Here is a 20,948-nt window from a genome sequence, read left to right as displayed (position 1 = left end):
TAATATTTAAATATTATTTTTATATTCGATTATCGAATTAGCGTAATTGGCAGTAGCCCAGTGCCTCGGCCTCTCGCTGGTAATCGAGCACGATCTGATAGTCGCTTTCGCTGGCCGGCAGCACCTCGGCAAGACCCAGGGTCTGTGCGACGTCGGGAAGTTCGCTCAGAGACAGGTTCATGACCTGGCGCAACCGTTCAACCTGTTTGTCTGTTGCGGCGGCGACGGTAATGAACGGCAACGTCGGACTCAACGCACTGCGCGCCACCACGCGCAATCCGCTTACCTCCTCGGGCGCGTAATGGGCGAGACAGGCGTAGGTGACGCTGTCGATGGCCGCCAGATCGGCGCGACTGTCCCGCAACCAGCGCAAGCTCTCGCGGTGGCCGCCGCTGATGCCGACCGAGGCGAAAAAACGCCCGTCCTGCTGCAATGACACCAGACGCTGACGCAGCAGGTTCATGCCGCTGTTGGAGTCTTCGCTGTTGATCACCCCGCGGCTGTGGCGAAAGTCCGCCAGGGTTACGCGTGTGTCGTCGGCGCGACTGAGGATCAGGCTGCAATGGTTGCCGGCGCTGGCGTCGGGCAGTTCGTAGCGTGGGCGACCGACGATGCGGACCTGACCGCGCAGCAAGGTCATCAAGGGATAGCCGCAGGTTTGGGTCAGCAGTAGATCCGGTGATAACCACAGTTCGGGCAGCGACAGGCTTTCGGCGCTCAGACGCGAGTGGCCCAAATGGTCGAGGATGCGTTTGATCCAGCGGTCATTGGCCGCCCGGATTGGCTCCGGGGCGGTGTACATAAGTAGTTCGATGTGGTGTTGGGTCATGCACATTCTTCCCGGACAACAAAAATCCAATGTGGGAGCGGTGGTGCTTTTGAAATCAGTGAAACGGATGCTCGGGACTGTCGATCGGCCTCAACCCGTTCTGCCGCCACAACTGCCCGTACCCCTGCACCAGAAAGCCGCCACTGCGCGCGATCCACTGCTCGCGATGCATCCGATAAACCTGCGGCAAGTCGTACCACGCCAGCCCCGGCAAGTCGTGATGCACCAAATGAAAGTTGAGATTGAGAAACAGCCAGCGCCACGGCCACCCGGCCTCGTTGAGCACCGTGCGGCGCTCCGGTTGAGCGTGCGGGCGGTGTTCATAGTAGGAGCGAATCATTGCGATCGACAGCGCCGGCACACTGATCAGCAACAGGTAATGCCACACCGGCAACACACTGTAACGGGCGATGAGCCAGAGCATCAGCAGCGTGCAGGCACCATGGGTCAGCCACATTATCCAGGCTTGGCGTTCGCCGTTTTTCAACCGTTGCAGTTCTTCGCCGGCCAGTGCAACAAGTCCCAGCGGTGCACCAATCACGAAACGGCCGATCACCGTTTTGTTCAACCAGTGCAGGCCGCGCTCGAACAAAGAACTGCCCTGCCAGCCTGCACTCGTCAGGTAACGACTTTCCGGATCGACACCGGGAACCGTCAGCTCCTCATCGCGGTGATGCAACAAATGGCTGTCGCGATACAAGGTGTACGGATACCACACCGCAAATGGCGCGTAGCCGAGGATTTTATTGAAGAGGGTCGAGCGGGTCGGATGACCGTGGAGCAACTCATGCTGCACCGACAGCCACAACACCAGCAGCGGGATCAGCAACACCGTGGTCAAGCCGCGACCGAGCCATTCGCTATTGAAGATGATGGCGAACCAGCCGCCATACACGCCGATCAGCAACAGCCAGGTCGGCCATTCGGTGCGGGCGGTAAAGCGTTGACGCAGGGTTTCTATGTGTTGGCGATGGGTGGCGTCGAAGTAATGGGCCATGTCGTTGCTCGGAACGGGAATCTTCTCCCTCTGTGCAACGGCAGCGGTAAATCTTGCAGATTATTTTCAGGTTCAGGCAGGAGCCCGAGAATCGAGCTCCTGAGGGGCGTGATCAATGGCCGAAAATGTCGACTTTCTTGGCTTTCTTTTCCGCACGTTTTTCAATCGCAGTCTTGGCCGGTTTCTTCTTCGCGGCTTTCTTTGAATCCATACCTTTGGACATGATGGGTCTCCACTCACAGGGCTGTAGGCTCAGGTATACACCTATCCCAAGGCGCGCGTTCTTTTATAATCGCCGCTTCCCTCACCGCCAGTCCGATCCCATGCCCGATACCCAATACACACTGCTCGACGAGTCGCTTTGGCCGTTGATGAACAAGTTTTACCGCAGCCACCAATCCTCGATGAAAGCCGTGCGCGAGGCCCAATTGTGGGTGGCGCGACGTGGCGACATTGTTGCGGCGTTGTGCTTGCGGCCGGTGGCGGGTGGGCGTTGGTTGACCGGGTTGTTTGTCGATCCGACGTGTCGTGAGCAAGGGCTTGCCGCGCAGTTGATCACGGCGGCAGTGAAGGATGTGACAGAACCGGTGTGGCTGTTCTGTCATCCGGATTTGCGTGGGTTTTATGAGCGACGCGGATTCAGTATCGACCCTGCCCTGCCCCAGGCGATGGCGGAGCGCTTGAGCCGGTATGCGCGGAGCAAGCCGATGATTGCGATGGGGCGTTTATAAGATCTTTTGATTGTTGCTAGTCGTCTGCGGCTGGATCGAGATCCGGGAACATCACTTCGGTAAAGCCGAACTTGCTGAAGTCGGTAATCCGCGACGGATACAACCGGCCGATCAGGTGATCGCACTCATGCTGCACCACCCTCGCGTGAAAACCTGCAGCCACGCGCACGATCGGCTGGCCTTTCGGATCAAAACCTTCGTAGCGAATTTGCTGATAACGCTCCACCGCACCACGCAATCCCGGCACTGACAGGCATCCTTCGAAGCCCTCTTCCGTCAATGGATTCAACGGTGTGATCAGCGGGTTGATCAAAATCGTCTGCGGCACCGCTTCGGCGTCCGGGTAACGTTCACTGTGCTCGAAACCGAAGATCACCAGTTGCAGGTCGACACCGATCTGCGGCGCGGCAAGGCCGACACCGCCGACACTTTCCATGGTCTGGAACATGTCGTCGATCAGTTGCCAGAGCTCAGGGCTGTCGAACATCTCGGCTGGCACGGGTGGGGCAATACGCAACAGGCGCTCGTCGCCCATTTTGAGGATTTCACGGATCATTGATCAGACTTCGTCAGTGTCCGGCTTGAGCGAGTGATCGCGGCCCAGGCCCGAGACGTGTTGTTTGGGATGTTCATCGAGTTCGCCGGGGACTTTCTCACCCGAATCCTTGCCTTCGCTGGACATGTGCTCAATCACCGCATTCATCTCGGCACCGAGCAACAGGACCGCAGCGGAGATGTAGAAGTACAGCAACAGAACGATGATTGCACCGATGCTGCCATACATTGCGTTGTAGTTGGCGAAGGTTTTCACGTAGAACGCGAAACCCAACGAAGCGATGATCCACACCACTACGGCCAATACCGAGCCGGGTGTGATGAAGCGGAATTCCTGTTTGACGTCGGGCATCACGTAATAGATCAGTGCCACGGCAACCATCATCAGAATCACGATCACCGGCCAGCGCGCGATGGTCCATAAGGTGACGATGAATTCTTCCAGCCCCACCTGCGCCGCGATCCAGCCCATCACCTGCGGCCCAAGCACCATCAGCGCGGCAGCCACCAGGAGCATGCCGGCAATGCCGACGGTATAGAAAATCGACAGTGGAAACCGCTTCCAGATCGGGCGCCCCTCGACCACATCGTAGGCCGCGTTCATTGCGCTCATCATCAGGCGCACACCGGCGGAAGCGGTGTAGAGGGCGATGACAATACCCACTGACAGCAACCCACCCTTGGACTGCTGCAATTGATCGATTACCGGGTTGACCTGCTCCAGCGCCTGCGGTGGCAGCACCAGCTCCGATTGCAGGCGCAGCCAGGAGAAAAAGTCCGGCAGGTGCAGGAAACCGATCAGGGCGATCAGGAACAAAATGAACGGGAACAGCGAGAACAGCATCTGGTAAGCCAGAGCCGAGGCGTACGTCGACATCTCGTCGTCGACGAACTCAGTGACCGTGCGCACCATCACCCGGTGCAGGGGCAGACCTTTCATGTCCGGAAATATCATTCGCGTCTCCTTTCGCCGCAATACAGGTTGAAGTCGTGGCGACTCAGGGGCCGTTTTTACATCACGGTAGCCTACTTGGCGACCAGTGGTGGGCCAGCGCAGGGCTTATACACAAAAACGGCCATCCTTGGATGGCCGCTTCTGTTTTTCGTTCACAACGCAATTACGCCTTGTCGACGGTTTTCTTCACTGCATCTTTGGCTTTGCCAACGGCTTGCTGGGCTTCGCCTTTTTTCTCTTGAATCTTGCCTTCAGCTTGCAGCTTGGTGTTGTCGGTGGCTTTACCGACGCCTTGTTTGACGTTGCCGACTGCTTCGTTGGCCATGCCTTTTACTTTATCGCCTGTGCTACTCATGGTGTTTCTCCTTGGTGCAATTAGGGGGAAAAGTCAGTACGTAATGATTGACCGGCGGGATTTGCGGCGAGTTTCATTTATTTTCAGCGGCTCATTTCGTCGCGGCGTGCAGGTTGGGCTTTATGTTTGCGAGCGTTGCCTTGAGAATGCGCTCCATATGGGCGCCATGCGCCAGAGAACCGATCCCGCAGGAATGTTATGAAACTCGATAAAAAGCAGGCCATTGCCCGTCGAAACCAGGAACTGGGCGGCGCTGTGCTCGGCAGCAACAACTGCCACTTCGCCGAACTGAACCGCAATCGCAACATCTGGTGGTTCGACCTGCCGGTGACGCGCCTGGCCGTTGGTCAGTACGAGTGGATTCACCTGCTGATGCACACGCCGGCCACCGACGAACTGCTGCACTTGAAAGTGCCGACGGTGTTTCTGCGTGAAAAGCTCGAGGGTCTGGTGATTCGCAACGAGGGCAAGCGCAAAGCCGCGCTGAGCCTGGAGTTGAGTGCGGACAAGGATTCGTATCTGCAGGACATGCGTCCGGCGGGGACCAACGTGAACTTCGCGCCGTTTCGTCAGTAACCGCGAAAACGGCCTCACAGGCACAGAATATCTGCCGGCCAAAATCAAAAAGCCCCGCATCTGCGGGGCTTCTTGTTTTACGCGGCGTTCTTCGCCTTGATCTTCTTCAACTCTTCATCACGCAACTCACGGCGCAGGATCTTGCCGACGTTGGTGGTCGGCAGCGCATCGCGGAATTCCACGGAGCGCGGCACCTTGTAGCCGGTGACGTTGGCGCGCATGTGATCCATCACCTGCTCTTTGGTCAGCGTTACGCCCGGTTTGACGACGATAAAGATCTTGATTGCCTCGCCCGACTTCTCGTCCGGGACGCCGATGGCCGCGCACTGCAACACGCCCGGCAAGGTCGCCAGCACGTCTTCCAGTTCATTCGGATAGACGTTGAAACCGGAGACCAGAATCATGTCTTTCTTGCGATCGACAATGCGCATGTAACCGTCCGGCTGGATCAGCGCGATGTCACCGGTCTTCAGCCAGCCGTCGCTGTCGAGCATTTCATCGGTGGCTTCCTGACGCTGCCAGTAGCCTTTCATCACTTGCGGGCCCTTGACGCACAGTTCGCCGATTTCACCCAGCGGCTGCTCGACACCGGCATCGTCGATGACTTTGCACAGGGTCGATGGCACTGGAATGCCGATGGTGCCGATCTGGATGTGCTGGATCGGGTTGACCGTGGCCACCGGACTGGTTTCGGTCATGCCGTAACCTTCGCAGATGGCGCAACCGGTCACGTCTTTCCAGCGCTCGGCAGCGGCCAGTTGCAGGGCCATGCCGCCGGACAAGGTGACCTTGAGCGCGGAGAAATCCAGCTTGCGGAAGCCTTCGTTGTTGCACAGCGCCACGAACAGCGTATTCAGGCCGACGAAACCGCTGAACTTCCACTTCGACAGTTCCTTGACCATCGCCGGCAGATCGCGCGGGTTGCTGATCAGGATGTTGTGGTTGCCGATCAGCATCATCGCCATGCAATGAAAGGTGAACGCATAGATGTGGTAAAGCGGCAGTGGCGTGATCAGGATCTCGCAACCTTCATTGAGGTTGGACCCCATCAGCGCCTTGCACTGCAGCATGTTGGCGACAAGGTTGCGGTGGGTCAGCATTGCGCCTTTGGCAACGCCTGTGGTGCCGCCGGTGTATTGCAGCACGGCGACATCACCGCTGTCCGGGTTGGCTTCAGCCACAGGCTGACCTTGGCCCTTGCTCAGCACGTCGTTGAACTTGACGGCTTTTGGCAAGTGATAGGCCGGCACCATTTTCTTCACGTACTTGATGACGCTGTTGATCAGCAAGCGCTTGATCGGCGGCAGCAAGTCGGCGACTTCAGTGACGATGACGTGTTTGACGCCGGTTTTCGGCACCACGGCTTCGGCCAGGTGCGCCATGTTCGCCAGGCACACCAGCGCCTTGGCACCGGAGTCGTTGAATTGGTGTTCCATTTCCCGCGCGGTGTACAGCGGGTTGGTGTTGACCACGATCAGCCCGGCGCGTATCGCACCGAAGACAGCGACCGGGTACTGCAGAACGTTGGGCAGTTGCACGGCGATTCGATCACCGGGCTGCAAATCGGTATGCTGTTGCAGATACGCGGCAAATGCACCGGACAATTCGTACAACTCACCGTAGGTGATTGTCTTGCCCAGGTTGCTGAAAGCCGGTTTGTTGGCGAAGCGTTGGCAGGATTGCTTCAACACTGCCTGAATGTTCGGATACTCGTCTGGATTGATCTCGGCAGCAATGCCAGCCGGGTATTTATCCTTCCAAAAGTCTTCGATCATGGAAGCCCACTCCTCAGCAACGCGAATTCTTCACCGCATTTGATGCGATTATTATTGGTGTGTGTTTTGTATTGGTGAATCTGGCTTTTACAGAGGCCGAGAAGTCACAAAGCGCGCCGAGAGTAGCAGCTTTGCCGAGGGTCGCCTAGAGCCAAAAGCGGCCCCTACAGTCACATTGATGACTCAAGACTATCTAGCAGTCATTTTAGAGCAAAAATCCTATAAAGCCCTGAAAGTCCCGAATTCCGGGGGCGTTCGCCTAAAAGCATCGCGGGCAAGCCCGCTCCCACAAGGTCTGCATAGATTCCTGTGGGAGCGCGGCTTGCCCGCGATCCGCGCTAAGCGCGGCCATTCACCGATCAGGCGATATCGCGCAACTCACGCCGCAGAATTTTCCCTACAGGCGTCATCGGCAACGACTCACGCAACACTATGTGTTTCGGCACCTTGTACGCCGTGAAATTCTCTTTGCAGTAAGCCTTCAGCTCTTCAAGACTGACCCCGCTTTCCCGCGCCACCACAAACAGCTTCACGGCCTCCCCCGAACGCTCGTCCGGCACGCCGATCACCGCACAGTTGGCGACTTTCGGGTGGGCCATCACCACGTCCTCGATCTCGTTGGGGTACACGTTGAAACCGGAGACGATGATCATGTCCTTCTTGCGATCGACGATGCGTACAAAGCCGTCCGGTTCGATCACCGCGATGTCGCCGGACTTGAACCAGCCCTCGGCATCCAGCACTTCGGCGGTGGCTTCGGTTTTTTGCCAGTAGCCTTTCATGATCTGCGGGCCCTTGATGCACAACTCGCCCCGCTCGCCCAGCGGCTGCTCGACGCCGTCATCGTTGATGACTTTCAACAGCGTGCCCGGCACGGGCAAGCCAACCGTGCCCAGACGCGACTGGTCGCCGTACGGGTTGGTGCAGGCAACCGGCGATGTTTCGGTCAGACCATAGCCTTCGGTGATACGGCAACCGGTGATCTGCTCCCAGCGTTCGGCCGTGGCTTTCACCAGCGCAGTGCCGCCGGAATTGGTCAGTTTCAGGCTGGAGAAATCCAGGGTCTTGAAATCCGGGTGCTCCATCAGCGCGACAAACAGTGTGTTCAAACCCAGTAATGCGGAGAAGCGCCAGTTCTTCAGCTCCTTGATGAACCCGGCAATGTCTCGCGGATTGGTGATCAGCACGTTGTGGTTGCCGGAAACCATCATGCACATGCAGTTCGCGGTGAAGGCATAGATGTGGTACAGCGGCAGTGGCGCGACCATCACTTCCTGGCCTTCACGCAGCAATGGCTGGCCATCAGGCCCCAGTTGCGCGAGACAGGCGCGCACTTGCTGCATGTTCGCCACGAGATTGCCATGCGTGAGCATCGCGCCCTTGGCCAGCCCGGTGGTGCCGCCGGTGTATTGCAGCACGGCGATGTCGTCGAGACCGACTTTCAATGGCTTGATGCCCTGCCCCCGACCCAGACGCAACGCGCTTTTGAAAGAGACCGCCTGCGGCAGCGAATACGCCGGCACCATCTTCTTCACCTTGCTGACGACGGTGTTGACCAGCCAGCCTTTGGCGGTAGGCATCAGGTCGCCCATCTTCGCTTCGATCAGGTATTGAATATCGGTGTCGGCCAGCACTTCCTGGACTTTCTGGCCGAACATGTTCAGGTACACCAGCGCCCGTGCGCCGGAGTCCTTGAACTGGTGGCGCATCTCACGCGCGGTGTAGAGCGGGTTGGTGTTGACCACGATCAGCCCGGCGCGCAAGGCGCCGAACACGGCAATCGGGTAATGCAGGATGTTGGGCATCTGCACCGCGATGCGATCCCCCGGCACCAGATCGGTATGTGCTTGCAGATAACCGGCGAAAGCGGCGCTCTGGCGTTCGAGTTCGGCGTAAGTCAGGGTCACGCCCATGTTGCTGAACGCCGGGCGATCCGCGAACTTCTTGCAGGAACGCTCGAACACCTCGATCACCGACTTGAACTCAGCCATGTCAATGTCCAGCGGTACGCCGGCCGGGCGTTTGTCATTCCAGAAATCAGGTTGCATTGTTCTTGTCCTCTTTACCTGAGCCGATCCGGGGCCGCGTTTCTGTCATTTCTCGTTCATCCCTTGAATACAGAAAGCAAAAAGCGGAGCTTCACGGACACTAGCAGTTATGGCCAATCAGGCAAATACGGCTAAAGCCGTCATTGATCGTGTGAATCTTCCTGCCGTGGCGTGAGCTGATCAGACGGCGGACGACAGATGCGCTATACACTGTTTCGACTCTGAGCAAAGGAATCGCCATGATCCACGACACCCTATGGCTGGACGCGAGTGACCGCAGTCGCCTCTTCGTCAATCAGTGGTTGCCGGCCACTCCGCTGAAGGCCTTGATCCTGCTGGCCCACGGCATGGCCGAGCACAGCGCGCGATACCAGCGGCTGGCAGAGCGGTTCTGCGCCGAAGGTTATGGCGTGTACGCCCCGGACCTGCGTGGACATGGCAGAACTGCCGATAACGGCACCCTCGGGCATTTCGCTGACGATGACGGCTGGTGCAAAGTCGTCGGTGATCTGGCCAGCCTCAATCAATACATAGGCCAACAGCACCCCGGCGTGCCGATCATTCTGCTCGGGCACAGCATGGGCAGCTACCTCGCCCAAGGCTATCTGTTGCACCACAGCGCCAGCCTGCACGGGGCGATTCTCAGTGGCTCGAACTTTCAACCGGTGGCGCTTTATGGCGCTGCGCGGCAGATCGCCCGCCTGGAAAAACTGCGCCAGGGTGGCAAGGGTCGCAGCGCGCTGATCGAGTGGTTGTCGTTCGGCTCGTTCAACAAAAAATTCAAACCGGTGCGTACGCCGTTTGACTGGCTAAGCCGCGATCCGGCCGAAGTCGACCAGTACGCTGCCGACCCGCTGTGCGGCTTTCGCTGCACCAATCAACTGTGGATCGACTTGCTCGGCGGCTTGCAGCAAATCAGCAAAGCGTCCACTCTCGCCCAGATCGCCCCGGGCCTGCCGCTGCTGGTGATTGGTGGTGAATGTGATCCAGTGAGCGAGGGCAAGCGTCTGACAGATCTGGCCAATGCCTTGCGCACCGCCGGCAGCCAGAACCTGCAACTGAAGATCTACCCGCAGGCGCGGCACGAATTGTTCAACGAAACCAATCGCGACGAAGTGATCACCGATGTGCTGGCCTGGATCGACCAGGCCCTGAGCCATCCGCGCCCTCAACGTAGCGAATAATTTTTTGTGGATTCATTTGATCCATCACAGGAATCAAGACCGATGACCCAGGTTACCAACATCCCTTACGAAGCCCTCGAAGTCGGCCAGACCGCCAGCTACAGCAAGACTGTCGAAGAGCGTGACATTCAGTTGTTCGCCGCGATGTCCGGCGACCACAACCCGGTGCACCTGGACGCCGAATTCGCCGCCGCCAGCATGTTCAAGGAACGCATCGCCCACGGCATGTTCAGCGGCGCGCTGATCAGTGCTGCGGTGGCTTGCGAACTGCCTGGGCCGGGCACTATTTATATCGGTCAGCAGATGAGTTTTCAGAAGCCGGTGAAGATTGGCGACACACTGACGGTGCGTCTGGAAATTCTCGAGAAGCTGCCGAAATTTCGCGTGCGCATTGCCACTCGCGTGTTCAATCAGCGTGATGAGTTGGTGGTGGATGGCGAGGCGGAAATTCTGGCGCCACGCAAGCAGCAGACTGTGACGCTGCCGACGTTGCCGGCGATCAGTATTGGCTGATTGATTGCGTCAAACAAAAGTGGGAGCGAGCCTGCTCGCGAAGAGGTCGTGTCAGCAACATCATCGTTGCATGACACACCATATTCGCGAGCAGGCTCGCTCCCACAGTTTTTTCAGTGACGCTTACGAGCGTGCGCGAGCCTGGTTACGCAGGGCTTTCACCTGATCGTGATTGCGCTGTACGCCGTGATACTGGCGTTCAACCAGGTCACGAATACCCACCAGGTTGTGCTTGTTGATTTTCTCCATGGCTTCACGATAAGCCTTCAGCGCATGGTCTTCACCGCGCTCGGCTTCGTTCAGTACAGCCTCTTCGTCCTTGCCGGTGAACATGGCTTTGACGTCTACCCAACGGCGGTGCAGGTCACCGCTGACGCTGGTGGAAGTTTCCGGATCGCCGCCGAGTTTACGCACTTCAGCTTGCAGTTCAGCAGCGGCAGTGGCGCAATCGGCTGAGCGGGACACAAACAGGGTTTTCAGTTCAGGATGCTTGATGTCTTCAGCGCAAGTCTTGAACCCTTCCTGACCGTCCTTGCTGGTTTCAATCAGGTCATTGAGTACAGAGATGGCTTCTTTATTCATGTCGGTCATTTTTCAATTCCTTGCGATCGGTGGAAGATGCAAGGGATATTGCAGTGAGCGTGCCAGCTTTTTATTTTAGAATTATTCTTTATTTATCAATAACTTAAATATAAAGGAACTATCTGTATCCCGGTTATTTGCATGATCTGTCATTTGGCCTGCATGCAGAATGCCTGTATTTTCCAGTTTGAATTGAATCCAGACCGAAACTCGATGAATCCTGAAAAACTCGAACTGCTGATCACCCGCGAAATGCCCTTCGGCAAGTACAAGGGCCGGATCATTGCCGACCTGCCAGGCCCTTACCTGAACTGGTTCGCCCGCGAGGGATTTCCCCACGGTGAACTCGGGGGCTTGCTGGCATTGATGCAGGAAATCGACCACAACGGCTTGTCTGATCTGCTTGAACCGCTGCGCGCCAAACACGGCAAACCTGCTCCGCGCCACTGAAGCGCCCTCCTCTATAGAGTTCAGCCCGATCATGCCCGATAACACCCGCCGCGCCCGTGACGAAGCCTTCTGGCAGACGTTCACCGATCGTTACGACGTTCATCCCGGCCCAGTGAACCTGGAAAACGGTTACTTCGGCCGCATGTCGCGCACGGTGATCGAGGAGTACCAGCGCAATATCGAACTGATCAACAACAGCAACTCGGTGTATGTGCGCCAACGCTTCGAACAGCACGACAATCTCGACATTCGCGCACAGTTGGCAGAGTTGATCGGCGTGCGGGCGCAGAGTGTTGCCTTTACTCGCAATGCCACCGAAGGCCTGCAATCGCTGATCCGCAACTACAACCGCTTGCAGCCGGGCGACCAGGTGCTGATCTGCGATCTCGAATACGACACGGTCAAGGGCGCCATGCGCTGGCTGGCACGGCAGCGCGGCGTCGAGGTGATCGAGATCAGCCACACGCACCCGGCCAGTTTCGACAGCCTGCTGGAGACGTATCGCGAGACATTCATCCGCCATCCGAAACTCAAGTTGATGGCGCTGACCCATGTCACCCATCGCACCGGCCTGGTGATGCCGGTGCAGGCAATCGCAACACTGGCCAAGGAACACGGCGTGGACATCATCCTTGACGGCGCCCACGCCCTAGGCCAGATGGAGTTCAATCTCGAAGCGCTGGGCATCACCTTCGCCGGCTACAACCTGCACAAATGGATTGGTGCTCCGCTGACTCTCGGCTTTCTCTATATCGCCCCGCAACGTCTGGCCGATATCGATCCGGACATGGGCGAGATGCACTATCCAGCCAATGACATCCGTGCGCGTACGTCTTACAGCACGCCGAACATTCCAGCGCTGATGACCTTGCCGCTGGTGTTCGAGGAGCACCGCTCCCTGGGCGGCGCCGCAGCCAAAGGTGCGCGGCTCAATTACCTGCGCAATCTGTGGGTCAGCGCCGTGCGGCACTTACCGGGCATCGAAGTCATGACCCCGGACGATCCACGGTTGTATTGCGGGATCACGTCAATGCGTTTCACCCGCCACGACAATCAACAGGCGATGGCAGAACGTTTGCTCAACGACTACAACCTGTTCACCGTAGTGCGCAACGGTGCAGCGTGCGGCCCATGCATCCGCATCACGCCGGGACTGACGACCACAGCCGACGACATGCAGTTGCTGACCCGTGCGCTCAACGCACTGCGCTGAGCCGCTTATACGGTGTATTTGTCGAAATCCTCGGGTTTGATCTGCGACGACGCCGCAAAAGTATCGATGCCGATGGTGAGGTGGCCGAAGAACCCATCATCGTAAGAATCGCGACCAATGGGCCAGACAGTCAGTGTCGATGCTTCACCATTCATGCTGGCATACAGGTCGTCCTCGGCGTTGTTGCGTGGCAACGAAGCACGGCCGCGATAGGCTTTGGCATTGAGCACCGAGCGAGAGACGACCTCGGGAAAGTACAGCTGACCGACCCAGGCCACATTGCGCTCTTCCAGGTATTCGCTACCGGCCGCGATGCGCACCGCGACATGAATGTGCAGCGCACGACCGGCATAGAACCCCGGATAAATCGTGGTAAATCGCGCCTGCCCTCGATGGTCACAGAACTGACTGCCGCGCAGATAAGTGTCATCGTCGGTGCGCGGGATCGAGCCGATTGTTTCGGCATCGGCTTCCAGATCCGGATTGATCCGACTCCAACCCGAATAAGCGCCTCGCGCGTTGCAGTGCCAGATGTCCACCAGGGCGCCACTCACCGGCTCACCCGTCATGGCATCGACAATGGTCAGGCGCAGGATCAGCGGCAAGCCTTCGGCTCCTTCGCTGATGTTGCGACGCAAGAGTTTTGGATTGCGAAAATACGGCCCGGGAATTTGCTCGGGGGCCAGTTGGTACACCGATTGCGTTGAGGGTGAAGCGGGATCTCGATCCATGACACATGCTCTCTTCCATAAGAAGAGCGCAGATTAGCGGCGGGGAAAAGTCAGCGTGCGGTAACTATGTATCGAGCAATGTATCCGCAACTTTTTCAGGGCAAAAAAAAAAACGGTGCACCGACCAAGCGCACCGTAAAGCCGTAGAACACACAACGAAGTGTCAGGTATTGATCAGTCCAGCAGCGCCAACGCCTCGGCGGTGCATTCCTGAATGCGGGCCCAATCGCCGTTCTTGATCCACTCCGGATCCAGCATCCAGCTACCGCCCACGCACATGACGTTTTTCAGCGCCATGTAGCTTTTGATATTGGCCGGGCCAACGCCACCGGTCGGGCAGAATTTCACTTCGCCGAACGGGCCGCCGAGGGCCTTGATGGCCGCGACGCCGCCGCTGACTTCAGCCGGGAACAGCTTGAAGCGGCGATAACCCAGACCATAGCCTTCCATGATGCCGGAGGCGTTGCTGATACCCGGCAACAGCGGAATCGGGCTGTCGACGCTGGCTTCGAGCAGGTCACGGGTGATGCCCGGGGTAACGATGAATTGCGAACCCGCCGCTTCGGCCGCTGCGAGCATGTTGCGATCGAGCACGGTGCCGGCACCGGTCATCAGTTCCGGGCGCTGGTCGCGCAGGATCTGGATCGCCTTGAGGCCGAATTGCGAACGCAGAGTCACTTCCAGTGCAGTCAGGCCACCGGCGGCCAGGGCGTCGGCCAGTGGCAGCACGTCCTGTTCGCGAGCGATGGTGATCACCGGCAGGATCCGCGCCTTGGCACAGAGGCTGTCGATCAGGGCAACTTTGTCCACCATGGAAACGGTCGGGGATGGGGTTGTCATAGCGGCTGTTCCTTGGCTCATGGGCACCAGTAAATCTCTAACGTGGGTTGCAGAAACGCGCGAACCGGCATGGCAGCGACGTCGTCGGACGCCAGCGCGGCATTCAGGGTGGTCAGTTTCGATTGACCGGAAATCGACAGAATCTTGTGCTTGGCCGAAGCCAGTAGCGCACGGCTCATGGTCAGGCGCTGACGCGGCACGCTCGGTGCCAGCATCGGCCAGCAACGGCGCGTGCCGTCGGCTTGCAGCGCTTCAGCGAGGTTCGGGCTGTCAGGGAACAGCGAAGCGGTGTGACCGTCGTCGCCCATGCCCAGCACCAGGACGTCAATCGCTGGCAGTTCCGCGAGCAAGCGGTCGGCGTTTTCCGCTGCCTGTTCCACATTCGCCGCAGCGCTGTAGAGGCTGAGGAACTGTGCCTTGGCTGCCGGACCTTTGAGCAGATACTGCTTGAGCAAACCGGCATTGCTGTCGGCGTGTTCGACCGGTACCCAGCGCTCATCGGCGAGGGTCACGACGACCTTCGACCAGTCCAGTTCCTGTTTGGCCAAGTGCTGGAAAAACGCCACCGGGCTGCGCCCGCCGGACACCACCAGCACTGCGTTGCCGCGTGCCGCAATGGCATCGCCGAGCTGCTTGGCAACGTTCAGCGCCAGACCTTCGGCCAACAGCACCGGGCTCTTGAATTCGTGAGCGTTCACGCCCGCAGGCAGTTTCACATCAGATATCGCCATACCACGACCTCCCGTCCCGCGTGATCAATGCAATGGAGCTCATCGGCCCCCACGACCCGGCCGCATACGGCTTGGGCGCGTCACCGGATTTTTTCCACCCGGCGATCAGCTGGTCACACCACTTCCACGCGGCTTCGATTTCATCTTTACGGACAAACAGGTTCTGATTGCCGTTCATCACTTCCAGCAACAACCGCTCGTAGGCATCGGGGATCCGCGCGCTACGCCAGGTGTCGGAGAAATTCAGTTGCAGTGGGCCGCTGCGCAGTTGCATGCCTTTGTCCAGGCCCTGCTCTTTGGTCATCACGCGCAAGGAAATGCCTTCGTCCGGTTGCAGGCGGATGATCAGTTTGTTGCTGATCTGCAGGCGCTGCTCGGGGGCGAAGATGTAGTGCGACGGTTCCTTGAAGTGGCTGACGATCTGCGACAATTTCTGCGGCATACGCTTGCCGGTCCGCAGGTAGAACGGCACACCGGCCCAACGCCAGTTGCGGATGTCGGCACGCAGGGCGACGAAGGTTTCGGTGTCGCTCTGGGTGTTGGAGTTCGGTTCTTCGAGGTAGCCCGGTACGGATTTGCCTTCGCTGTGGCCAGCGATGTATTGACCGCGCACCACTTGGGTGGTCAGACCTTCCGGGCTGATCGGCGCCAGGGCCTTGAGCACTTTTACTTTTTCGTCACGGATGCTGTCGGCAGACAAGTCGGCCGGCGGATCCATGGCGATCAGGCAGAGTAGTTGCAGCAGGTGATTCTGAATCATGTCGCGCAGCTGGCCGGCCTTGTCGAAGTAACCCCAACGGCCTTCGATGCCGACCTTCTCGGCCACGGTGATTTCCACGTGGGAGATGTAATTCTGGTTCCACTGGGTTTCGAACAGGCTGTTGGCGAAACGCAGGGCGATCAGGTTTTGAACGGTCTCTTTGCCCAGGTAGTGATCGATACGGTAGGTGCGGTTCTCCGGGAAGAACTGCGCCACGGCATCATTCACTTTGCGCGAGGATTCGAGATCGGAGCCGATCGGTTTTTCCAGCACTACGCGGGTGTTTTCTGCCAGACCGACTTTCGCCAGGTTCTCGCAGATCGCGCCGTATACCGCCGCCGGAGTGGCGAAGTAAGCAATCATGCGTTGCGCGCTGCCGGCCATTTCGGCCAGTGCGACGTAATCATCAGCCTTGAGGAAGTCGACGTGCAGGTAAGTCAGGCGAGCGAGAAAGCGCTCGGCAACGGCTTCGTTCAGTTCTTTGCCGACGTAGCGGCGCAGTTCGGCGGCGATGAACGCCATGTGCTCTTGTTCGGAACCCGCTTCACGGGCCAACGCGATGATGCGCGTGTCCTCGTGCAGCAGGTCGGCGCCGTCAAGGTGATAAAGGGCAGGAAACAACTTGCGCAGGGCGAGATCGCCAAGAGCGCCGAACAAGGCAAAGGTGCACGGTTCAACCGTAATCGAAGGCATGATGTTTGTTCTTTTATCAAGTTAAGCTACAAATACCTTTTTTCAAGGCATCACTCAAGGGAAAATGTAGTAATAACCACAACATTTTCGCAAAATACAGATTCCGAGTGGTGGTCGGTCGGAGCCATCAGTAGGATAGGCCACCGTTACCGGCCATATCAAAGGCCCAATTTGCATAGCCCGGCGCACTTTGCGCAGGTGAATTAGGAATTCCATATGGACCGCGTGCGAAATTTACTGGAACAGATCCAGAGTCGCCTTGAAGACCTGAACAAGGCCGAACGCAAAGTCGCCGAAGTGATCCTGCTCAACCCGCAGCAGGCCACCCGCTTCAGCATCGCCGCCCTCGCCCAGGCAGCCTCGGTGAGCGAACCGACGGTCAACCGTTTCTGCCGTTCGTTCGGTGTCAGTGGTTACCCTGAGCTCAAGCTGCAACTGGCCCAGAGCCTGGCCAGCGGCGCGGCGTATGTCAGCCGCGCGGTCGAGGCCGATGACAATCCCGAAGCCTATACACAGAAGATTTTCGGCAGTGCCATCGCTTCGCTGGACAGCGCCTGCCAGGCACTCGACCCGAACCTGATCAGCCGCGCCGTCGACCTGTTGATTCAGGCCCGGCAGATCCACTTCTTCGGCCTCGGGGCGTCAGCTCCAGTGGCTCTCGACGCGCAGCACAAGTTCTTCCGTTTCAACCTGGCGGTGACGGCGCATGCCGATGTGCTGATGCAGCGAATGATTGCTTCGGTGGCACACACCGGCGAGTTGTTCGTGATCATTTCCTACACCGGCCGCACCCGTGAGCTGGTGGAAGTGGCGCGCATTGCTCGGGAGAACGGTGCTTCGGTGCTCGGCCTGACGGCGGAGAATTCGCCGTTGGCCAAGGCGAGTACCTTGAGCCTGAACATTCCGCTGCCGGAAGACACCGACATCTATATGCCGATGACTTCGCGGATCATTCAGTTGACGGTGCTGGATGTGCTGGCGACGGGGATGACGTTGCGTCGCGGGGTGGATTTCCAGCCGCATTTGCGCAAGATCAAAGAGAGCTTGAATGCGAGCCGGTATCCGGTGGGTGACGAGTTCAACTGATCCAAAATCTCGGCTGACTGATCCACCCTCTTCGCGAGCAATCTCGCTCCCACATTTGCAATGCATTTCCCTGTGGGAGCGAGCCTGCTCGCGAAGAGGCCAGCCGATTCACCGCATGGCTTTGATTCAAGCCCCCGCCCACGCCTGCAAACTCAAATGCGCCTTCTCCCCCGGCGCCAGATGCAGGCTATCGGTCCCACCCGCCGCTGCCTCAACACAGACAAACTCCGTGACCTCATCCCAGCTCACGCCCAACAACGGCCGCGACCCGGGATGCCACACCACCGTATCGCCACTGTCGCCAGTATCAATGCACAACTCACGCTGCCAGGCGTGATCCTTGAGCTGCAATTCGCCGTCATGCTGGAACACCCGCTGACAGCCGCCATCGACCCGCAACTCACCTTCCTGCTGGCAAGCCTGGCGGTTCAACTGGTCATAACCCTGCGCGCCTTCGAGGCCAGACAGCGCTATCTCACCAACATCGCCAATACGCCAGTAAGCGTGCAAAGCCTGGCTCAACTGGCAAGGCATGTCGTCCTGATGCTCGGTGCTCAGACGTAATTCCATGCGCTCACCGAGGTGAGCGTGCAGGTCGACCTGCCAGTCGCATAACTGCAATTGCCAGTGCAGTCGCACGCCATCCTCGGCGCTGCTGCTGTCGAGCAGTTTCCAGTCGAGCAATCGTGCCCAGCCATGGAACGGCCAGGCGTTTTCGCTCGGATGGCGGCCATACCACGGCCAGCAGACCGGCACACCACCACGAATGGCGCCGACATGCGGCCACTTCGCCGCACACCACAACCACGGTTTTTGCCCGCGCGGCTGAAAGTGCAGCAACTGCGCGCCCTGGCGACTGAACACCGCCTGACACAGCGGATGATCAATCACCAACACGTCGCGCATCTGATAGCGCTCCCAGGCGAACACAGGTTGTTCGCGCAGGGATTTGAAGAAGCGTTGTAGCGGATGCTCATGCATTGGCCACGATCCTGAAAATCATTGGGGTACTCAATTACCTTTGTGCCCAGTGAGAGTGAACACTGTGGCGAGGGGATTTATCCCCGATGGGGCGCGGAGCGGCCCTGAACCAATTGCATACGGTATGTCAGGGTGAAAACGGTTGCAGGTCTGGGGTCGCTTCGCAACCCATCGGGGATAAATCCCCTCGCCACAGGTATATCACCGGACGGCTATCGCAAAAAAAAGCGGACAGCCTTGGCTGTCCGCAAATATGCGCACATAGAGAGGAGCTTACCGCAGACGCGTTAGAACACGGTCTGAATTTTCAGGCCAGCGACCAATGCGTTGTCCACTTCATCCACACCGCCCGGGTGAGTGATGTACTGCAGGTTAGGACGTACGGTCAGCCAGTTGGTGACATGGATGCCGTAGTTGAGCTCGTAGTTGTATTCGGTTTCACGAATCGGCGAGAACACCGGATTGTCGTAGTCCGAAACACCGTTAGACACGTTGAGCAGCTCGGCGTTTTTCTTCACGTCATCGTTGACGTGGATACGCGCTGCGCCGATACCGATGTCATCCTTCGGACGAGCATCGAACGGGCCCTTGTAGACAAACATCACCGACTGGTAGTTGTCGATGAAGTTGGTGTCCTTGTCGTGGAACGTGGCGTTCGCCGCGATATTCAGACCGCGCGAGGCATCACCGTTGTGGCTGGTGAGTTGCTGTTGCGCGACGAACCAGTAGCCGCTTTTGCTGCTGTGGGTCTTGTAGGCGTTGCCAGTAGTGGCAGCGTCGAAACCATTGATGTCTTCACGAACATCATCAGCATTCGCCGTGCTCTTGTAGTAACCGACGCGGTATTCGCCCGGCAGGCTGTTGACCTTCGGCGACCAGACCAGCTCGACCGGCAACACGGTGCCTTTGGTGCCGCTGCCGCTGAGTTTGAAGCCGTTGCCGTGTTCCAGCTGCGACGGGTTCTGGTTGTACGCGCCGATCTGCGCGTAGAGCTCGTCGTTGATGTTGTACTTCACGCGGATCGCGGCCTGGCTGACAGGCCAGTTGTACCAGATGTTGGTGGCCCAGTTACCGACCTGGGAACCGCAGAACGCCAGGTTCTGGAATTCGCACGGGAAGGTGTTGAAGTCTTCGCCTTCACCGAAGTAACCGGCCTTGACGTCGAGCTTGTTATCGAAGAACTGGTGCTGAATCCACAACTGGGTCAGACGTACCATGTGGCCACGGCCGTAAACTTCTTGAGACGAACTCAAGGTACCGGCACGCGGATCGCCCACGCGGTCGTTGGAGATGTTTTGACCGTTACGGTTGGTCAGTTGGATCTTGGCCTGGGTGTTGTCCCAGCCCCACAGCTTTTGCAGATCAAGTGCCACGCCCAGACCGAACTGGTCGCTGTAGCGGCCGGTCTTGTCGTCGTTGTAGCCGCCGTTCAGGTTGGCGCCCATTTCACCGACGTAGTCCGCCTTGATGTCGATACCCTGCTCGATCAGCTTGGTCCGCTCGCCACCCCAGTCGCCGGTCATCCATTTCGAATCGGAACTGAAGGCATCCGCTGCCATCGCATTGCCGGCCAGCACCAATGCCGCCGCAGCTGACACTTGGCAGATCAACCGGGCATTGACGTGTTTCTTTTTCATCCCTACATCCTCGTCTTTATTGTTATTAACTGTTTTTATCTAACGCGGTTTACATAAAGTGCAGCATCGAACCCTGTGGCGAGGGGATTTATCCCCGATGTTCTGCGCAGCAGACCCGGCTTCTGGGGCCGCTTCGCGACCCATCGGGGATAAATCCCCTCACCACAAAAGTTTGCTCACACATGTTGATATTCAGCGGCCTTTGAACTGGGCAACGTTCGCAGACCGCGCATCGGTCTGCGGTTGGCCGGCAACGCCCAGACGCTCACCAGTCTTGGCATCGAACAACAAAACTTTCGACGGATCGAATTGCAGCGTCAGGCTCTCGCCCACCTGCGGTGCCACGTCCGGTGCCAGACGGCAGCAGACCTTGGTGTCGTTCAGGTTGACGAACACCAAGGTGTCCGGACCGGTCGGTTCAGTGACCTGCACTTCAGCGCGAATGCTCGGCAGGCCATTGCCCTCGCCGTTCGCCAGTACGATCTGTTCCGGGCGCAGGCCGAGGATCACTTCGCGATCTTCGAGACCGGCGTCCTGCATACCCATTGGCAACTCGCAACGCGCCTGGCCGCTGTCGAGCAGCGCCAGCAGACGACCGTCCTTGCGTTGCAGACGCAGCGGGATGAAGTTCATCGGCGGCGAACCAATGAAACTCGCCACGAACAGGTTGGCCGGGTCGTTGTAGATCTCTTTTGGCGTACCGAACTGCTGGATGATGCCGTCCTT

22 protein-coding genes are annotated in these 20,948 nt (G+C 58.3%); 7 read left to right on the top strand and 15 right to left on the bottom strand.

Features of this window, described 5'->3' with window-relative positions; translation table 11 throughout:
• Nucleotides 1-37 precede the first annotated feature (37 nt).
• Nucleotides 38-829 (bottom strand): phosphate/phosphite/phosphonate ABC transporter substrate-binding protein, encoded by a 792-nt coding sequence (locus ACIOVB_RS12285; RefSeq protein ID WP_401267968.1) that lies wholly within the window; start codon nt 827-829, stop codon nt 38-40.
• Nucleotides 830-884: 55 nt separating this feature from the next.
• The gene (locus ACIOVB_RS12280; protein WP_401267965.1) at nt 885-1,826 is read right to left on the bottom strand and encodes a fatty acid desaturase; all 942 of its coding nucleotides are present in this window, start codon (nt 1,824-1,826) and stop codon (nt 885-887) included.
• A gap of 323 nt (nt 1,827-2,149) precedes the next feature.
• Here ACIOVB_RS12280 and ACIOVB_RS12275 point away from each other — a divergent pair, with 323 nt between their 5' ends.
• A complete protein-coding gene (locus tag ACIOVB_RS12275; protein ID WP_187679722.1) occupies nt 2,150-2,557 on the top strand; it encodes a GNAT family N-acetyltransferase in 408 nt (135 codons plus the stop codon).
• Between the two features lie 16 nt (nt 2,558-2,573).
• Here the strand turns inward: ACIOVB_RS12275 and def are convergent, their stop codons facing one another.
• From def to ACIOVB_RS12260, 3 genes are all read right to left on the bottom strand, one after another.
• On the bottom strand, nt 2,574-3,113 hold the full coding sequence (gene def / locus ACIOVB_RS12270) for a peptide deformylase (protein WP_187679723.1): 540 nt from the start codon (nt 3,111-3,113) through the stop codon (nt 2,574-2,576).
• 3 nt (nt 3,114-3,116) lie between these two features.
• Nucleotides 3,117-4,067, bottom strand: a complete 951-nt coding sequence (locus ACIOVB_RS12265) for a YihY/virulence factor BrkB family protein (protein ID WP_187679724.1) — start codon at nt 4,065-4,067, stop codon at nt 3,117-3,119.
• Nucleotides 4,068-4,230: 163 nt separating this feature from the next.
• Complete coding sequence (locus ACIOVB_RS12260) at nt 4,231-4,422, bottom strand: CsbD family protein (RefSeq protein ID WP_187679725.1); 192 nt, start codon at nt 4,420-4,422, stop codon at nt 4,231-4,233.
• Nucleotides 4,423-4,620: 198 nt separating this feature from the next.
• Between ACIOVB_RS12260 and ACIOVB_RS12255 the strand changes: the two genes are divergently transcribed.
• Nucleotides 4,621-4,998 carry a hypothetical protein gene (locus ACIOVB_RS12255; RefSeq protein ID WP_095188066.1) on the top strand — a complete coding sequence of 126 codons (378 nt, stop codon included), beginning with the start codon at nt 4,621-4,623 and terminating at the stop codon, nt 4,996-4,998.
• Between the two features lie 77 nt (nt 4,999-5,075).
• Here the strand turns inward: ACIOVB_RS12255 and fadD1 are convergent, their stop codons facing one another.
• Both fadD1 and fadD2 read right to left on the bottom strand, forming a co-directional pair.
• A complete protein-coding gene (fadD1, locus tag ACIOVB_RS12250) occupies nt 5,076-6,773 on the bottom strand; it encodes a long-chain-fatty-acid--CoA ligase FadD1 (protein WP_401267960.1) in 1,698 nt (565 codons plus the stop codon).
• A 359-nt stretch (nt 6,774-7,132) separates the two neighbouring features.
• Complete coding sequence (gene fadD2, locus ACIOVB_RS12245; protein WP_401267957.1) at nt 7,133-8,821, bottom strand: long-chain-fatty-acid--CoA ligase FadD2; 1,689 nt, start codon at nt 8,819-8,821, stop codon at nt 7,133-7,135.
• 239 nt (nt 8,822-9,060) lie between these two features.
• Between fadD2 and ACIOVB_RS12240 the strand changes: the two genes are divergently transcribed.
• Nucleotides 9,061-10,005, top strand: a complete 945-nt coding sequence (locus ACIOVB_RS12240) for a lysophospholipase (RefSeq protein ID WP_401267954.1) — start codon at nt 9,061-9,063, stop codon at nt 10,003-10,005.
• 42 nt (nt 10,006-10,047) lie between these two features.
• A complete protein-coding gene (locus ACIOVB_RS12235) occupies nt 10,048-10,518 on the top strand; it encodes a MaoC family dehydratase (protein WP_003227420.1) in 471 nt (156 codons plus the stop codon).
• 123 nt (nt 10,519-10,641) lie between these two features.
• Here ACIOVB_RS12235 and ACIOVB_RS12230 read toward each other — a convergent pair whose 3' ends face one another.
• Nucleotides 10,642-11,109, bottom strand: a complete 468-nt coding sequence (locus ACIOVB_RS12230) for a PA2169 family four-helix-bundle protein (protein ID WP_401267951.1) — start codon at nt 11,107-11,109, stop codon at nt 10,642-10,644.
• Between the two features lie 204 nt (nt 11,110-11,313).
• On the opposite strand from ACIOVB_RS12230, the gene ACIOVB_RS12225 reads away from it, so the two are divergent.
• Nucleotides 11,314-11,550 (top strand): DUF3820 family protein, encoded by a 237-nt coding sequence (locus ACIOVB_RS12225; protein ID WP_003227425.1) that lies wholly within the window; start codon nt 11,314-11,316, stop codon nt 11,548-11,550.
• A gap of 31 nt (nt 11,551-11,581) precedes the next feature.
• Entirely contained in the window at nt 11,582-12,763 is a 1,182-nt protein-coding gene (locus tag ACIOVB_RS12220; RefSeq protein WP_187679730.1) for an aminotransferase class V-fold PLP-dependent enzyme, read from the top strand.
• 5 nt (nt 12,764-12,768) lie between these two features.
• Here the strand turns inward: ACIOVB_RS12220 and ACIOVB_RS12215 are convergent, their stop codons facing one another.
• The 4 genes from ACIOVB_RS12215 to zwf all read right to left on the bottom strand — a co-directional run bounded on the left by ACIOVB_RS12215 (nt 12,769) and on the right by zwf (nt 16,518).
• Nucleotides 12,769-13,494, bottom strand: a complete 726-nt coding sequence (locus ACIOVB_RS12215) for an intradiol ring-cleavage dioxygenase (protein ID WP_401267948.1) — start codon at nt 13,492-13,494, stop codon at nt 12,769-12,771.
• Between the two features lie 174 nt (nt 13,495-13,668).
• Nucleotides 13,669-14,334, bottom strand: coding sequence for a bifunctional 4-hydroxy-2-oxoglutarate aldolase/2-dehydro-3-deoxy-phosphogluconate aldolase (locus ACIOVB_RS12210; protein ID WP_401267945.1), 666 nt, complete (start codon nt 14,332-14,334; stop codon nt 13,669-13,671).
• Between the two features lie 17 nt (nt 14,335-14,351).
• Complete coding sequence (gene pgl / locus ACIOVB_RS12205) at nt 14,352-15,065, bottom strand: 6-phosphogluconolactonase (protein WP_401267943.1); 714 nt, start codon at nt 15,063-15,065, stop codon at nt 14,352-14,354.
• Nucleotides 15,052-16,518, bottom strand: coding sequence for a glucose-6-phosphate dehydrogenase (gene zwf / locus ACIOVB_RS12200; RefSeq protein WP_401267941.1), 1,467 nt, complete (start codon nt 16,516-16,518; stop codon nt 15,052-15,054). Before zwf ends, pgl begins: the two co-directional genes overlap by 14 nt.
• A gap of 225 nt (nt 16,519-16,743) precedes the next feature.
• Here zwf and ACIOVB_RS12195 point away from each other — a divergent pair, with 225 nt between their 5' ends.
• Nucleotides 16,744-17,604 carry a MurR/RpiR family transcriptional regulator gene (locus ACIOVB_RS12195; RefSeq protein WP_171057240.1) on the top strand — a complete coding sequence of 287 codons (861 nt, stop codon included), beginning with the start codon at nt 16,744-16,746 and terminating at the stop codon, nt 17,602-17,604.
• A 126-nt stretch (nt 17,605-17,730) separates the two neighbouring features.
• Here ACIOVB_RS12195 and ACIOVB_RS12190 read toward each other — a convergent pair whose 3' ends face one another.
• The 3 genes from ACIOVB_RS12190 to ACIOVB_RS12180 form a co-directional block, all read right to left on the bottom strand.
• Nucleotides 17,731-18,585, bottom strand: coding sequence for a D-hexose-6-phosphate mutarotase (locus tag ACIOVB_RS12190; protein ID WP_401267939.1), 855 nt, complete (start codon nt 18,583-18,585; stop codon nt 17,731-17,733).
• A 287-nt stretch (nt 18,586-18,872) separates the two neighbouring features.
• Nucleotides 18,873-20,222 carry a carbohydrate porin gene (locus ACIOVB_RS12185; RefSeq protein WP_401267938.1) on the bottom strand — a complete coding sequence of 450 codons (1,350 nt, stop codon included), beginning with the start codon at nt 20,220-20,222 and terminating at the stop codon, nt 18,873-18,875.
• 192 nt (nt 20,223-20,414) lie between these two features.
• The coding region (locus ACIOVB_RS12180) for a TOBE domain-containing protein (RefSeq protein ID WP_401267935.1) at nt 20,415-20,948 on the bottom strand (534 nt) is incomplete at its 5' end.

This window comes from Pseudomonas sp. NPDC087639 (assembly GCF_044743385.1).
Taxonomy (GTDB): Bacteria; Pseudomonadota; Gammaproteobacteria; order Pseudomonadales; family Pseudomonadaceae; genus Aquipseudomonas.
Note: the sequence above shows the minus strand (reverse complement) of the source record. Positions and strands in the feature narration are given on the sequence as shown.

Coding starts and splice junctions, on each gene's coding strand:
- ACIOVB_RS12235 (WP_003227420.1), top strand. CDS start 10,048: ATGACCCAGGTTACCAACATCCCTTACGAAGCCCTCGAAGTCGGCCAG.
- fadD2 (WP_401267957.1), bottom strand. CDS start 8,821: ATGCAACCTGATTTCTGGAATGACAAACGCCCGGCCGGCGTACCGCTG.
- ACIOVB_RS12285 (WP_401267968.1), bottom strand. CDS start 829: ATGACCCAACACCACATCGAACTACTTATGTACACCGCCCCGGAGCCA.
- ACIOVB_RS12190 (WP_401267939.1), bottom strand. CDS start 18,585: ATGCATGAGCATCCGCTACAACGCTTCTTCAAATCCCTGCGCGAACAA.
- ACIOVB_RS12280 (WP_401267965.1), bottom strand. CDS start 1,826: ATGGCCCATTACTTCGACGCCACCCATCGCCAACACATAGAAACCCTG.
- fadD1 (WP_401267960.1), bottom strand. CDS start 6,773: ATGATCGAAGACTTTTGGAAGGATAAATACCCGGCTGGCATTGCTGCC.
- zwf (WP_401267941.1), bottom strand. CDS start 16,518: ATGCCTTCGATTACGGTTGAACCGTGCACCTTTGCCTTGTTCGGCGCT.
- ACIOVB_RS12260 (WP_187679725.1), bottom strand. CDS start 4,422: ATGAGTAGCACAGGCGATAAAGTAAAAGGCATGGCCAACGAAGCAGTC.
- ACIOVB_RS12220 (WP_187679730.1), top strand. CDS start 11,582: ATGCCCGATAACACCCGCCGCGCCCGTGACGAAGCCTTCTGGCAGACG.
- ACIOVB_RS12240 (WP_401267954.1), top strand. CDS start 9,061: ATGATCCACGACACCCTATGGCTGGACGCGAGTGACCGCAGTCGCCTC.
- def (WP_187679723.1), bottom strand. CDS start 3,113: ATGATCCGTGAAATCCTCAAAATGGGCGACGAGCGCCTGTTGCGTATT.
- ACIOVB_RS12275 (WP_187679722.1), top strand. CDS start 2,150: ATGCCCGATACCCAATACACACTGCTCGACGAGTCGCTTTGGCCGTTG.
- ACIOVB_RS12230 (WP_401267951.1), bottom strand. CDS start 11,109: ATGACCGACATGAATAAAGAAGCCATCTCTGTACTCAATGACCTGATT.
- ACIOVB_RS12215 (WP_401267948.1), bottom strand. CDS start 13,494: ATGGATCGAGATCCCGCTTCACCCTCAACGCAATCGGTGTACCAACTG.
- pgl (WP_401267943.1), bottom strand. CDS start 15,065: ATGGCGATATCTGATGTGAAACTGCCTGCGGGCGTGAACGCTCACGAA.
- ACIOVB_RS12185 (WP_401267938.1), bottom strand. CDS start 20,222: ATGAAAAAGAAACACGTCAATGCCCGGTTGATCTGCCAAGTGTCAGCT.
- ACIOVB_RS12265 (WP_187679724.1), bottom strand. CDS start 4,067: ATGATATTTCCGGACATGAAAGGTCTGCCCCTGCACCGGGTGATGGTG.
- ACIOVB_RS12255 (WP_095188066.1), top strand. CDS start 4,621: ATGAAACTCGATAAAAAGCAGGCCATTGCCCGTCGAAACCAGGAACTG.
- ACIOVB_RS12225 (WP_003227425.1), top strand. CDS start 11,314: ATGAATCCTGAAAAACTCGAACTGCTGATCACCCGCGAAATGCCCTTC.
- ACIOVB_RS12210 (WP_401267945.1), bottom strand. CDS start 14,334: ATGACAACCCCATCCCCGACCGTTTCCATGGTGGACAAAGTTGCCCTG.